The 13,625-nt window shown below is 34.4% G+C and carries 12 protein-coding genes and 1 pseudogene; 6 read left to right on the forward strand and 7 right to left on the reverse strand.

The annotated features are described in order from the left end of the window. From ACJMLZ_RS01295 to ACJMLZ_RS01305, 3 genes and pseudogenes are all read left to right on the forward strand, one after another. Window positions 1-755 (forward strand): annotated as a pseudogene (locus ACJMLZ_RS01295) (hypothetical protein); the annotation flags it as partial. A gap of 37 nt (window positions 756-792) precedes the next feature. Beyond that, entirely contained in the window at window positions 793-1,515 is a 723-nt protein-coding gene (locus ACJMLZ_RS01300) for a class E sortase (protein ID WP_405303582.1), read from the forward strand. Continuing rightward, a complete protein-coding gene (locus ACJMLZ_RS01305) occupies window positions 1,515-1,886 on the forward strand; it encodes a dihydroneopterin aldolase family protein (RefSeq protein ID WP_405303583.1) in 372 nt (123 codons plus the stop codon). The genes ACJMLZ_RS01300 and ACJMLZ_RS01305 overlap by 1 nt, the downstream gene beginning before the upstream one ends. 4 nt (window positions 1,887-1,890) lie before the next feature. Here ACJMLZ_RS01305 and mfnA read toward each other — a convergent pair whose 3' ends face one another. The 3 genes from mfnA to rplJ all read right to left on the reverse strand — a co-directional run bounded on the left by mfnA (window position 1,891) and on the right by rplJ (window position 6,052). Next, window positions 1,891-3,048 carry a tyrosine decarboxylase MfnA gene (gene mfnA / locus ACJMLZ_RS01310; RefSeq protein WP_405303584.1) on the reverse strand — a complete coding sequence of 386 codons (1,158 nt, stop codon included), beginning with the start codon at window positions 3,046-3,048 and terminating at the stop codon, window positions 1,891-1,893. 58 nt (window positions 3,049-3,106) lie between these two features. After that, complete coding sequence (gene ppsA / locus ACJMLZ_RS01315) at window positions 3,107-5,386, reverse strand: phosphoenolpyruvate synthase (protein WP_405303585.1); 2,280 nt, start codon at window positions 5,384-5,386, stop codon at window positions 3,107-3,109. A 183-nt stretch (window positions 5,387-5,569) separates the two neighbouring features. Next, entirely contained in the window at window positions 5,570-6,052 is a 483-nt protein-coding gene (rplJ, locus tag ACJMLZ_RS01320; protein WP_405303586.1) for a 50S ribosomal protein L16, read from the reverse strand. Between the two features lie 212 nt (window positions 6,053-6,264). Between rplJ and ACJMLZ_RS01325 the strand changes: the two genes are divergently transcribed. Both ACJMLZ_RS01325 and ACJMLZ_RS01330 read left to right on the forward strand, forming a co-directional pair. Next, on the forward strand, window positions 6,265-6,495 hold the full coding sequence (locus ACJMLZ_RS01325) for a KEOPS complex subunit Pcc1 (RefSeq protein ID WP_405303587.1): 231 nt from the start codon (window positions 6,265-6,267) through the stop codon (window positions 6,493-6,495). 127 nt (window positions 6,496-6,622) lie between these two features. Continuing rightward, window positions 6,623-7,585, forward strand: a complete 963-nt coding sequence (locus tag ACJMLZ_RS01330) for a hypothetical protein (protein ID WP_405303588.1) — start codon at window positions 6,623-6,625, stop codon at window positions 7,583-7,585. Here ACJMLZ_RS01330 and ACJMLZ_RS01335 read toward each other — a convergent pair. Beyond that, a complete protein-coding gene (locus tag ACJMLZ_RS01335; RefSeq protein WP_405303589.1) occupies window positions 7,560-8,663 on the reverse strand; it encodes a nucleotidyltransferase family protein in 1,104 nt (367 codons plus the stop codon). The two genes, ACJMLZ_RS01330 and ACJMLZ_RS01335, sit on opposite strands and share 26 nt — an antisense overlap. A gap of 89 nt (window positions 8,664-8,752) precedes the next feature. Here ACJMLZ_RS01335 and ACJMLZ_RS01340 point away from each other — a divergent pair, with 89 nt between their 5' ends. Then, window positions 8,753-10,009, forward strand: a complete 1,257-nt coding sequence (locus tag ACJMLZ_RS01340; protein ID WP_405303590.1) for a dihydroorotase — start codon at window positions 8,753-8,755, stop codon at window positions 10,007-10,009. Window positions 10,010-10,052: 43 nt separating this feature from the next. On the opposite strand, the gene ACJMLZ_RS01345 is transcribed toward ACJMLZ_RS01340, so the two are convergent. The 3 genes from ACJMLZ_RS01345 to ACJMLZ_RS01355 all read right to left on the reverse strand — a co-directional run. Next, the gene (locus ACJMLZ_RS01345) at window positions 10,053-11,288 is read right to left on the reverse strand and encodes a 4Fe-4S binding protein (RefSeq protein WP_405303591.1); all 1,236 of its coding nucleotides are present in this window, start codon (window positions 11,286-11,288) and stop codon (window positions 10,053-10,055) included. A 21-nt stretch (window positions 11,289-11,309) separates the two neighbouring features. After that, entirely contained in the window at window positions 11,310-12,737 is a 1,428-nt protein-coding gene (locus ACJMLZ_RS01350) for a Ni/Fe hydrogenase subunit alpha (RefSeq protein WP_405303592.1), read from the reverse strand. A gap of 1 nt (window position 12,738) precedes the next feature. Beyond that, window positions 12,739-13,625 (reverse strand): F420-nonreducing hydrogenase (locus tag ACJMLZ_RS01355; protein ID WP_405303593.1); only part of this gene is annotated, 887 nt, incomplete at its 5' end.

A 13,625-nucleotide genomic window follows, 5' to 3' on the forward strand; every position in this document is an offset into this window, starting at 1 on the left:
TCGAAATGATAAACATCCTAACACCTGCGACAAAAGATTGGAAATCATATCATTCCAAATCGATTCACACTAATCTGGATAAATATAACAGAACAATGGCAGTTTATTCAAACGAAAGTAAAAACATCATAATGGCTGAAAATGAAGCACTGAAGATCGTGAATGGTAATGATGCTAAAATCTTATCAAAAATACAATTTGAAAAACCTAATACCGTTTCCGTGCCCATTTTAATTTCAAGACTTCAGGCAGGAGCTGGACTGATAAATGTTGGAAGCATTGTGGACATATACACAAATTTAAACGAAACTTATGGGAATTACACTTCAAACAAAACAAACCCCGACATTAGCGGGTGTACTGTACTATCCATAATGAGATATGAGGAAAATGGGCAAGTAGATTCAGAGTATTCAAAATCAAAAATTATTGTGAATGGAAACAATTCCAATCCGCAAGAAAACACTAAAAAATTTTCTTCAAATGTATTGGAAATGATAAAAGGGAGCATTATGAACGGATATAGTGAAGATGAAACTTTCGAAATGCTTAAAAATTATGGGGTCAAACTATCCAATTATGAAAGACAAATCAATTTAGGGGATTTGGATGCGCAATACATGCTTTTAATAGAAACGCCCCAAGATAAAGTGAATTACATTTTGAATAATATGGATAACATTGTACTGACAATTCCAACTACCAATGCCCCGGACTGGATGATTAATGAAATTAGTTCAACATACCAACATTAAGAAAACTATTATATAAGATATGACAAAAGTGATTATTATGAAAAAACCAACTATTTCAACTATAATCATTATTATTTGCATACTTATAATAGGAACATATGCACTGGGAGAAGTTAATTACTACTCAACTAAAGCAATTGTTGAGAGAAACCTTGAATCTCCAACAGTCTTAATACCATCAATTGGCGTTAACGAAAAAATAAACAGCGAATCACTTTCTCAGGGAGTTCTGCATGAATCCAATTCTTATCTGCCTACTGAAGGAGATGTTTTATTATTTGGACATAGAACCCTTCAGGGTTCTCCTTTCTTAAGGCTTAATGAACTTCATGAAGGGGATTTGATAATCTTAGAATGGCCAGATATTGGAGAATTGGATTATAGGGTAGTTGGAAGTACAATTGTTCCTGCAACATATCAGCTTGATGCACAGGCAGGTGGAGACAGGTTATATTTAATTACCTGCGATCCGATAGGTTCCACAGAAAACAGATTGATTATTGAAGGAACATTGACTGAACAAAACCCTTTAAATGATACAATCATACAGAACAATCCTCAAGAATCAAATGCATGGATTATAACTGCAATATTTCTAGTTATAGGACTTATATTCAGCTTTTTCTACCCTAAAGACAATAGGATATACATTTTAGCTGTTGTTTTAATAATATCCGCAATACTTTTCTATTGCTGCATTAATCCAATTCCATCGGAACTAATCTATGATAAGATAATCTGGTTAAATGGAGGATTATGATGGATGTAGACAAAACATATTTTTCAAATATAACAAGCAGGGAAAGAGCCATATTTGAAGGGGCAATTAGTATGGGAGCATTATTCCATCAGTTTGTTGGAACCCCAGTAAACAAAAATTCCAAAAAAAGTTTAGAAACAAGCATGGAAGAATCCTTAAAATTGCAACCTGCAATCGAAGATGTTAAAGTCGAAATCAGATTTGATAAATTAGAAGAATCAATGACTGAATTTGACTATACTTCACTTACCGGCGACATGTTGGATGTGAAAATCTTTACAAAAGTAGAAAACGTTAAGGCAACTATAAGAATTGAATACATTGAAGAATTAAATTATCCATTAATGTATGTTGAAAAAATAGAGGAATAAAAAGTTAGTAGATTTTTTCTAAATCTTCTAACAATTCTTTTATATGACTTTTTTTAATGTGATTCATCAGCACGACACGAATTGCAATAGGGCATTTGGCAACAGAAACTTTCCAACCCAATTTTTCCAATTTCTCTGCAAATTCATGAGTTTCAATTTCAGGATGATTAAACGCTAAAATATTCAGTTCAGGTTCGCAAACAACATCATAACCCAAATTTTCCAGCCCTTCCTTTAAAAGATAAGTATTATCCATTACTTCACACGCCAATTGGGAATATCCCTTTTTACCAAAATAGCACATGATAGCATAAGTGGCTGCAGAAGCCGCACCTATACGAGTTCCAACAATAGTGGATTGGGTTTTTACTGTCAAATATGGTGAATCAACAGCCATTACCTGAAGATATTCTTCTTTTCTAAAAATAATTCCCCCCGCAGGTATTGGTGCTAAACCCATCTTGTGAGGATCAACAGTGATGGAACAAACCCCTTCAAGTGAAAAATCAAAAACAGGCAAATCATATCCTGCTTGCCTTAAAAATGGAATAGAAAAACCTCCGAATGCAGCATCAACATGGAAATAAATATTGTTTTCATGAGCTATTCTGGAAATTTCTTCGATTGGGTCTATTAAACCTAACTCAGTTGTGCCTGCAATAGCCACAATCGCAACAGTTTTATCAGTAATCTTATCTTTAACTGATTCGACATCTATTCTATAGTTATCGTCCAAATCTGCTTCAACGATTTTTAAATTTAACATATCCGCTGCTTTTTTAAATGAAAAATGAGCTGAAATCGGAACGATAATTTCACCATCGACAATGCCCTTGTATTTTCTTGCATGATTTCTGGCGGCGCGAATAGCCATCAGATTTGCTTCAGTCCCGCCGGTTACAATATTACCATAAGCTTTATCTAAAGACAACAAATTACCAATAGATTTTATTACTTCATCTTCAAGATATTTAGTTCCTTTAAATAATCCTGGATCGCCCAAATTAGTATCTAAAAATTTACAGTAGACTTCTTTTGCAAACGGGTGCGCTTCAGTACACATAGAACCTAAAATTCTTCCATCCGCATAATTATAATCTAATTTTTTAATTTCAGACAACTTTTTTAAGATATCTTCTTTATCTATTGGTTCATCTTGCATAAAATAACCTGATTTTTAAAATAATTAATAAAAAAAATAAAAAAAAGAAAAAATAAAATTATTCTAGATTCTTACGGGCTGCATCAAGAATAATTTTCTGCTCTGCACGAGCAACAGTTTTTCTAACTTCTTCAACTGCATCCGCATTTGAGGATACGCTAGTAATTCCAAATCCAACAAGTTTCTCAACAATGTGTGGAACACTGCCCGCTTGACCGCAAATACTGCATTTTACGCCTGCCGCAACACATTTCTTAATGGTTCTTTCGATTAATTTCATTACTGCAGGGTGCTCTTCGCTGTAGTGTTTTGCAACGAACTCGTTGTTTCTGTCAACAGCAAGAGTGTACTGAGTTAAATCATTGGTTCCTAAACTTACAAAGTCTATGCCGATGTCTATATACTCGTCAATCATTATTGCTGCTGCTGGAATTTCAACCATCATTCCAAAGTCAACATCTTTATGAGGCTCCAAACCTACTTCAGAACATAATGCTTTAGCTTGAACCAATTCAGCAGGACTTTGAGATAATGGAATCATAATACCGATGTTGGTATATCCTTTTTCATGTAATTTTTTAATTGCTTTAAATTCACATTTAAGGATTTCAGGTTGGTCAAGTTCTCTTCTGATTCCTCTCCAACCGAGCATCGGATTGTGCTCTCTAGGTTCGTTTTCTCCACCTTCCAATGTAATAAATTCGTCAGTTGGTGCATCTAAAGTTCTGTACCATACTGGTTTTGGATAAAACGCATCTGCTACAATCATAACATTATCTGCAATGGTATCAATCAATTCGTCTTCCCTGCCATCAGCAATAAATTTGCCGGGGTGAACTCCTGCAGTCAACATTAAATGTTCAGTTCTTAAAAGTCCAACACCATCTGCACCGGTAGCAGCTGCCCTTTCAGCAGCTTCAGGCATACTTACATTAGCTTTAACTTCAGTTACAGTTAAAATCGGAGCTGCTCCAACATTAGCTACGGTTGGTGCTTCTTCAACTTTAGCTTCTGAAATGCCCTCAAATACCAATCCTTTCTTACCATCTAAAGTAACACCGGAATTTTCTTTGAGAGTGGTTGTGGCATCACCAGTACCTACAACACAAGGAATTCCAAGTTCACGGGAGATAATGGATGCATGACAGGTTACTCCACCTTCATCTGTAACAATACCGCTGGCTCTTCTCATAGCAGGCACCATATCTGGAGTGGTCATGGTTGTAACCATAATGTCGCCGTCTTCAATTTTATCCAACTCATCAATATCCAAAACGATTTTTACATTACCTGAAGCCATACCAGGACTTGCTCCAAGACCTCTAACAAGAACATCACCTAAATCAGATGCCTCATCACCTGCATCATCACTATCCGCATCACCTAAAGTGGTGATTGGTCTTGCCTGCAATAAGAATAAATTACCGTTTTCAAAAGCCCATTCAGTATCCATTGGCTCACCATAATGAGCCTGAACCCTTTTACCCATTTCGGTTAATTCAATGAGCTCTTCATCGGATAAAACTCTTTCTTTCCTTTTATCTTCAGCAACATCCACTTTGATACTGGTACCGTTTTCATCATTAGTGTACATTACTTTCTTGTCACTGATTGTGACATTTATGATTTCATTGTTCTTTTTGTCAACTTGATAGTTATCAGGGGTTACATCTCCGGATACAACAGCTTCACCAAGACCCCATGATCCTTCAATCAAAGCAATTTCTTCACCAGTTGATGGATTTACGGTAAACATTACACCGGCTTTATCCGCATTTGCCATTTTTTGAACGACAACAGCAATATAAACTTTGGAATGTTCGAAATTATTTTCTTCCCTATAGAAAATTGCCCTTGCTTCAAATAAAGAAGCCCAACATTTTCTGATATATTCCATCACTTCATCATTTCCAGAAACATGTAAAAAAGTGTCCTGTTGACCTGCAAAAGAAGCTTCCGGCAAATCTTCTGCAGTAGCTGAAGAACGAATAGCTACATCAGTATCATCTTCACCAACTCTGGTACAAAGTTGATTATAAGCTTCAGTTATTAAGGTAATCATATCTTCTGGAATAGGGGTTTCATTAATAATAGCTTTAATTTCTTCAGAAGCCGCTTGAAGCGCTTTAGTATCATTAATATCAATTTTATCAAGAATATCCATTACTTGACCATTAATTCCAGAGTCTTCCATGAACTTTTCATAAGTTTCTGCAGTTACTACAAAACCTGGTGGTACCGGAATGCCAGCTTGAGTTAATTCACCCAAATTAGCTCCTTTTCCACCTGCAATCCCAATATCAGATTTATTCAAATCCTCAAATTTTACAACATACATGAAAAATAACCTCTTGGTTTGAAAATGTTAATATATTGACTAGTTTAGATAGAAAAAAACATGGCCAATAATATAATATTATCTTTAAATTTTAATGTTTAAATATTTAATTATAAAAATAAGAAAAATTAGTAAAAAAATAATTATAATAAAAAAAATAGAAAAAGTTTAGTTAAAATAAATTTATTTAACTAAATCTGCGCCTTTGTCGACAACAATTTTACATGGAACCGGTAATTTCATACCTGCTCTTTTTAATGCAACTTTAGCTTCTTCAAAGTTTTTCGCATTACAATCGATGGTAACGATTCTTTGATCTTTTTTAACGATAGCTTCAACACTGATAGGTTTACCGAAAGCATTTCTCATACCACTTTGTACCCTATCCGCACCTGCACCGGTTGCCATTGGGTTTTCTCTTACAATTTGGTGAGGGTAAACTCTTAATTTTAAGTGGTAACCCATCCTACCGGCAGCCCTTTGCATTAATCTGTTAGAAGCAATCCTAGCAGCTTCTAAAGAATTGTGTCTAATTTGAGCTGGTTTTTTAACAGCTAAACTTACAGAAACTGGAAATTCTTCTCTTAAATTTCCCATATCGTATTGTACGATTCTTGAATTTGGGGTTTTTCTAATATAATCTCTTCTTGTATAAGCACGAACCATAATTATTCCTCCGAAATAAAGATAACATGTTTAGACATGTTTAATTAAAAAATAGCTATGAATAAATGATTTTCCAAAATAGCTATATAAAAATTATATATCGTAATATAATAGAATACTTAAATATATTAATTTAGTTATTAATAAAGGTTACCCTATTTTTCAAAATTTGATAACAAAATTATATTAAATAAAATAACATAAATAATTCTATGAAAATAACCGGCAATATTACATTCACATATAAAAATGATAACGATGCGAAATCCGTATTTAATTCATTGGAAGTAGATAATGAGAATTTTCTTGAATCCGAATTGAAAGACAACAAGATCAACTACAACATCACTTCCGAAAAACTTGGAAGTTTTCTTGCTACAGCCGATGATTTAATCTCATCAGAAATAGTATCGGAAAATATTATAAAAACTACAAAAAAATAATTTAACCTTAACATTTTATTGAAAGAAAATCTATTTTTCCAAAAAAAGATTAAAAATAGCAAGTTTTATATAAATAAAAAAAAAGATATCAAATTAATATTATTAATTATATAGAGAGTGTTAGAAAATGGCATGTCATTACCACCCAGAAAGAGAAAGCACAGATAACTGTGCAATATGTGGAAAACCAATTTGTAAAGAATGTGGTTTGGAAATCGCAGGTAAAATTTATTGTAAAGATTGTTTGCAAAAGATTGTTGGTCTTGGAATTGAAGAAACAGCTGAAAGTGCCCCAGTGCAAGATTCAGTCATCACAGAAGCTAAAGAACAAACCCAACCAGAAGAAAACATCTACAAACCACAAGAAGAAGTCGTATACGTTCAAGAAGAACCTGTTGAACAAGAATATCATAAAATAAATGAAGATTCTCCATACAACATTAAAAGTAATATCAAATCCGAAAATCTTGAATCATCTTACCTTTATGAAGAGACAATTCCAGCACCTCAAGAGCCTGAAGAACAATTAAATGCCAATATGGCCTCTGAAGAGGACTTCATATATCCTGATCATTCATACCAACCTGAACCAACCAGTGCAAGATTAGACTTAGAGGACAAATATGAAAAATATTTAGATGATTTATACTTTGATGAAATTCCTTTAGAAGAACAACTTGCAAAGGATGAGGAGAAATTTGGTTCATTAACTAAAAAACCACAAAAACCTAAAAAAATTCCGGAACAACCTGAACAACCGGAACCACCAGCCAAACCTAAAAGGTCTGAAACTCCTGAAGAAATGGAAGCTAGAATTAGAGCTGAACTTTTAAAAGAAATGGGTGGCGAAACTAAAGCGAAAGACAGCACTGAAAAGAGCATTCATAATTTAAACTATCAGGAAGAAAAAGAGCCTATGGGTATTGTGGATATACTACTAACAATTATATTAATCATTATTATCATAATTGTAATATACTATTTAATTTACTTATTTATATTACACAACAGCTATCCAACATTTATGGATGCTTTATATGGACTAACAAACCCACAGAACGTGATTAATAATCTTTTAAGCAGTCATTAAATAATGAAATATTTTCATTATTTATTTTTTGTTTAAAAGTTTCTAAACACTCTTTATTTTTATATCCCAAAATCCGGATATTTGATGGATATCTGTCAATATATTCGGAAATCTTATTTTTTTCTATCGGAATTTCCAGAATGCTTAAGATTCTTTCTTTAAAATGAGTTGAAAATCCGTGTAAAATTGATTCTCTTAAATCATCTAAATTAACAAAAGGCCTGTTATCAATAATATTTTTTGCAAGATTATCATTGAACAGATTTAAATTAGCCAATTGGCTATAGGAATAATTATTCGCAGTGTTTAAAATTGAATCGGTGTCCCGGATTCCATAAATGATGTCGTCATTTCTAATAGCATCCTTTAAAACTTCAACGGTTTTTGAGGGCATCATGTCCAAAACATCATTGAAGTTATCTTCAAGAATGCTTTGCCTTATTAATGTTCCACTGACTCCCCCAATCCGTTCAACAAATAGGAATTTATCTTTGAAGTCAAATCCTATCTTGGATAAAGAGTTGGCAAATGAAGTGATTACATAATTATCCTCTTCAAGCTTGCCTTTTAAAATAATCTCACCAGTTGTTTTATCAACAATTTTATAAGGCTTTGGAGCAACGTGATGTCCCAAATTCACCCTTTTCAATATTTCATCAATACCATCAACTTTTTTATAACCTCTTGGAATATAAGATGTGTTTAATGCTTTAAACATCTTGCATAGACACAAAGAATATTGTCCAGATCCCATAATTCCCATGGGAGGACCCTCAACAACAATGTCTGCTCCAACAGAAATAGCAATTTCAGCCCTAAGTTCCCTTGGCAGTATATATGGAATACCTCTACCACTTCTTTCAAATAGTCCCGGCACAATAGCAACAAATAACGCTTCAGGAAAATGATGTTTCGCAGTTTTCATGCAATGAAAATGACCATTATGTAAAGGATTATATTCAGTAAAATCCGCAACTAAATTAATGTCAGATGATGTATTGGAAACTTTACATTCACTACCCAAATCATTTAAAAATAAATCCATGTCCCGTTTAAGAATATTAGAAACTTGTGCCATAAATAAATTATAATTTTTAAATTAAAAAAAATTTATGTTTTATAAAAAATATAGTTAACTATAATAAAAGAGGACCAAGGAGTTAAAAAATGGATTTAGTTATAAAAAATTGTAAATTGGTTGATAAACCTGGAGAGTATTATATAAAGGTAAATGATGGAAAAATAGCCGACATCTCAAAAACACCATTAAAAGCCAGCGAAACAATAGACATTAAAAATAATTACTTACTCCCAGGATTTATTGATCCACATATACATTTTAGAGATCCTGGATTAACTCAAAAAGAAGATTTTAAAACCGGGAGCTTAAGTGCAGCAAATGGAGGGTTTACAACCGTCTTCGACATGCCCAATACCCTGCCAAAAACTGACACATACAAATCCCTTAAAGAAAAAATCAAAATTGCCAAATCCAAATCCGTTGTGAATTTTGAACTTTTTGCTGGAACCAACTCCCTAAATGAAATGAAAAAGATGATTGAACTAAATCCAATAGCTTTCAAAATATTTATGGACCTGGAAAGTGATGAGCAGCTTGAAGAAATATTTAGCAATTTATCAATTTTAAAAGAAGAAACAAATTATAACGGTCTTGTTGCAACCCACTGTGAGAAAAAGTCAATTGTTGATTGTGAAACAGAAAAGCTAAAGCAAAAAGATGAGAATAAAGCTATTGATTACAGTTATGCAAGACCAGTTAAATCAGAAGATGAATCTGTAAAGCAAGCAATCGAACTTGCTTGCAAAAATAACTTATCATTGCATATTTGCCATCTGAGTTCAAAGGAATCACTTAATCTTGCAAAAGAAGCCGGTAAAACACAACCAGTAACATGGGAATTTACACCCCACCACTTATTACTTGACAATACGGCATATGATACATATGGAACTTTCATAAAAACAAATCCTCCACTTAGAGAAATTCAAGACAGTGTAAGAATCAACGATCTGGACGAAACTTCCGTAATTGGAACAGACCATGCCCCACATACTCTAGAGGATAAACAAAAAGGAGTGTGGAATTCATCACCTGGAATACCTAATTTAGAAACAGTTGTTCCACTGCTTTTAACTGAAGTCAACAAAGGAAATCTCAACTTCAAACTGATTCCTAAAATATTATCCCAAAATGCGGCAAACATTTACGGATTAACAAATAAAGGAGAAATATCTATCGGAAAAGATGCTGACTTTACTGTTATTGATTTGAAAAGAGAAGGCATATTCAATATTGAAGAATTCAAAACAAAAGCAAGATATTCACCATTTGATGGTAAAAAATACATTGGAATGCCTGTAATGACAATAGTCAACGGAAAAACAGTAATGGATAAAATATAACTAATTTTTAAAAAAAAGAAAATAAAAAGGTGTGTTTTCACACCTATTTATAACATAATGCGTCTTCAGGACATGCTTCAAGACATTGACCACATAAAGTACAGAATCCTGCAATTGGTAATTTAGGATTTTCTGTTTTGTGAATCATGTCATATGGACATGCATCGATACAGTCACCACATTGGTCACATTTAGATGGGTTGAATGCAATTCTGTCTCTTGCAACAGGTTCGCCATCAATAGTAACTTCATATTGTTCAACTTTTAAAGCATCGTTGGAACATACTGAAGCACAAGCTCCACATCTAATACAACTAGTGAAAGACGGTTCTGCATCAGTTTCTACTTGACCAGGTACAAGCATACCTGTTTTGGTAACTACACGAATAGCTTCGGTAGGACATTTAAGTGCGCATGCACCAATGAAATCACATTTTTCAACATCTCTTCCGATACCTTCAGCATCTACAGGAGCACCTTCACCCCATTCGACTACGATATCTAATGCGTCAACAGGACACATTTTTACACATAAACCACATGCAGCACAGACACTAGGAATAGCAACAGTTAAACTGGAACTGTTTGCTGAAATAAAGTCTCCAGGACATGCTTCTACACAAGTGTTACAGCCGATACATTTAGCTGAATCGAAAGTGAATGATTCGATTTCTTTAGTACGTTTAACAGGTATTTTTTCGGAAATGAAAATTGCATTCCAAGGACAGGTTTGTGAACATAAACCACATCTGATACAATCATCATTTACAGTAATAGGACTTCCTACTTCTTCAAGAGTGATTGCGTTTACAGGACAAGGATCTACACAGGTTCCACATCCAACACAATCATTGATGTATACAGGACCTTTTCCTTTGAGGTCTAACTCATATTCAGCAGGTTCTTTTACACCAGGAATTCCAATTACATCAACTGGGCAAATGTCAACACATTTTTGACACATTACACAGAAACCTTCAACTTCTTTTAATTTTTCACCAGTGACTTTGATAGTTTCTTGTGGACATACTTCTTCACATTTACCGCAGGAGTCACATAAAACAGAGTTGAATACTAATCTTGCTTGTTCTACGCCTTCAGCAATTTCATATTGTTCTACTTTTAATGCTCCGTTAGGACAAACGTCAGCACATTTTGGTTCTTCACCACAAGTGTCACAGTGAATAATAGCGCTAGGTGTTACCTCAATAGCTGATGTAGGGCAAGTACCTTCACAAGCACCACATTTTATACAGCCATCTTCATTAAATACTATCATTTGTAAAAAACCCCCTTAAACTTAGAATCTTTTAATGAGGTTTCCTTCACTGTCTACAATATTTACTTCAGCTAATCTCATTTGACTATCCATTGAGTGGGTAGCACAGGATAAACATGGGTCGTAAGCTCTGATAACCATTTCCATTAAGTTGAAAATGCTGTCATCTACTTCTACACCAGGTTTGATGTAATCTTTAGCAACTTGGTGAATACCCATTTCCATAGCTGGGTTGTTTTGGATTGTAGCTACTACAATGTTTGCATAATTACATAATCCGTTTTCATCAGATTCGTAATGGTGGATTAAAGTACCACGAGGAGCTTCTACAATACCTACACCTTTACCTTCAGTTCTTTCTAATTCATCAGGGAATTTTTTACCGGATAAATCTTCTTCTAATGCAGCAGCAGCACATTCAGCAGATGCTAACAATTCGATGAGTCTAGCATAGTTGAATAATAATGGTGCTTGTGCATAACCGAAAGCATCACGGAAAGCATTAAGAGCTTCTTGTGCGAGAGGTGCTTCTTTAGGCATTTGGTCACAAACATTGATCCTGGATAATGGTGCAACTCTGTAAATACCTTCTGGGTATCCCATTTCTTTAATGTAAGGGAATTTTAACCAGGAGTAAGGTTTTACGTGTTCAGCAACGTAGTCAGTGTACTCTTCGTTTCTGTATTCGAACATGTCGCTTCCATCTTTGTCTCTGAATCTGATGTTTCCGTTATATACATCCCAAGTTCCATCAGGTTTTACAGTACCACAGTGTCTAGTGTCACCGAAGTTACCTAATGAAGCTATTAAATCGATGTTTTCTTCAAATACAGGAATAGCTAAATCTAAAGTAGCTTGTGCTAATTCAACGTTTTGTTTTGCTCTTTCAAGTAAGTCTTTTTGAGTATCAGCATCTAATTCGGTAGAAATACCCCCAGGGGTGGATGAAGTAGGGTGAATAGGACGACCACCTATTTTTCTAACCATTTCTAAACCGTTTCTTCTGATGTTGATTGCTTGAAGTGCAATTTCAGGCATATCTTTAATAACTTGGAAAACATTTCTAGTTTTTCTAGTTCCGTTTGGAATGATTAAATCTGGTGCTGCTAAGAAGTAGAAGTGAAGAGCGTGGGAGTGCATGTAGGAACCCCAGTTCATAATTTCTCTCATTCTGTATGCAGTAGGTAAGATTTCATAATCATCGAAACCGAAAATTTGGTCAACTGCTTTAGCAGCTGCTAAGTGGTGTTGTACATCACAAATACCACAAATACGAGGTACTAATCTTGGCAATTCTTCTACAGGACGACCTGTTAAGAATTTTTCGAAACCTCTGAATTCCATAACGTGTAATCTTGTTTCTTCTACATTTCCAGCATCGTCAAGATGTACTGTAATTTTTGCGTGTCCTTCAATACGAGTGACAGGCTCCATAGTAAGTTTTACCATTCTATTCTCCTCCTTTCTGCATTTTCATAGGTACTAAAGCTGCAGCTAATGTGTAAGTATAGAATGTACCTACAATATCATCTAATTGATCTGCGACAGTTTCAGGATCTACAGTTTTATCTTCGTTTACACCGTAGTCAGATGCAATCGCACTGATCATTTTTGCTCCTTGATCTAATACTTTAGCAGTAGGACCGTAACATCCTCTACATTGGATACCAATGGAAGGACATTCTGCACCACATAAGGATACAGTTGCAGGACCCATACATACTAAACCTTGGGTAATTAAACATAAATCTGGTTCAGGAGCTCCTAATTCAAATTGTCTTTTAATGAAGTCCATAGCTAAACCAGCAGGTGGTTTTTCTCTAGGACATACTTCACAAAGGTTAGTTGAAGGTAATTCGATAGTTTCTCCTCTTAATAATGTTAAGATAGCTTCTGCTACAACATCTGAACGAGGTGGGCAACCTGGAATCATTAAATCAATGTCCATACATTCACTTAATGGTCTTACTCTGCTTTCGAGATGAGGTACATCTTCGTTAGGAATAATTCCATCAGGGTTTACAGTAGATACTGAGTTAATGTATGCTTCTTGTTCTAATTCTTCAACAGTCCATAAGTTTCCAAGACCTGGAATACCACCGTAACATGAACAAGTTCCGTAACAAATTACCATGTTAGCTTTTTCATTTAACATTTCAGCTAATTCTCTGTTTTCATCGTTTCTGATTCCACCTTCGACAATAATGATATCTAAATCTGGTACTTCATCATATTTAGTATCCATGAGAACTGGTGAGAATTCAAATTCTGCTAATTCCATAATATCGATTAAAGATTCGTGGAAATCCGCAATTGATAAGTGGCAACCGGAACATC

The organism is Methanobrevibacter sp. (genome assembly GCF_045126245.1).
Classification (GTDB): domain Archaea; phylum Methanobacteriota; class Methanobacteria; order Methanobacteriales; family Methanobacteriaceae; genus Methanocatella.

Bases quoted from the DNA above. Each gene is read 5' to 3' on its own strand.
- ACJMLZ_RS01300 (WP_405303582.1), top strand. From the start codon at position 793: ATGAAAAAACCAACTATTTCAACTATAATCATTATTATTTGCATACTT.
- ACJMLZ_RS01305 (WP_405303583.1), top strand. From the start codon at position 1,515: ATGGATGTAGACAAAACATATTTTTCAAATATAACAAGCAGGGAAAGA.
- mfnA (WP_405303584.1), bottom strand. From the start codon at position 3,048: ATGCAAGATGAACCAATAGATAAAGAAGATATCTTAAAAAAGTTGTCT.
- ppsA (WP_405303585.1), bottom strand. From the start codon at position 5,386: ATGTATGTTGTAAAATTTGAGGATTTGAATAAATCTGATATTGGGATT.
- rplJ (WP_405303586.1), bottom strand. From the start codon at position 6,052: ATGGTTCGTGCTTATACAAGAAGAGATTATATTAGAAAAACCCCAAAT.
- ACJMLZ_RS01325 (WP_405303587.1), top strand. From the start codon at position 6,265: ATGAAAATAACCGGCAATATTACATTCACATATAAAAATGATAACGAT.
- ACJMLZ_RS01330 (WP_405303588.1), top strand. From the start codon at position 6,623: ATGGCATGTCATTACCACCCAGAAAGAGAAAGCACAGATAACTGTGCA.
- ACJMLZ_RS01335 (WP_405303589.1), bottom strand. From the start codon at position 8,663: ATGGCACAAGTTTCTAATATTCTTAAACGGGACATGGATTTATTTTTA.
- ACJMLZ_RS01340 (WP_405303590.1), top strand. From the start codon at position 8,753: ATGGATTTAGTTATAAAAAATTGTAAATTGGTTGATAAACCTGGAGAG.
- ACJMLZ_RS01345 (WP_405303591.1), bottom strand. From the start codon at position 11,288: ATGATAGTATTTAATGAAGATGGCTGTATAAAATGTGGTGCTTGTGAA.
- ACJMLZ_RS01350 (WP_405303592.1), bottom strand. From the start codon at position 12,737: ATGGTAAAACTTACTATGGAGCCTGTCACTCGTATTGAAGGACACGCA.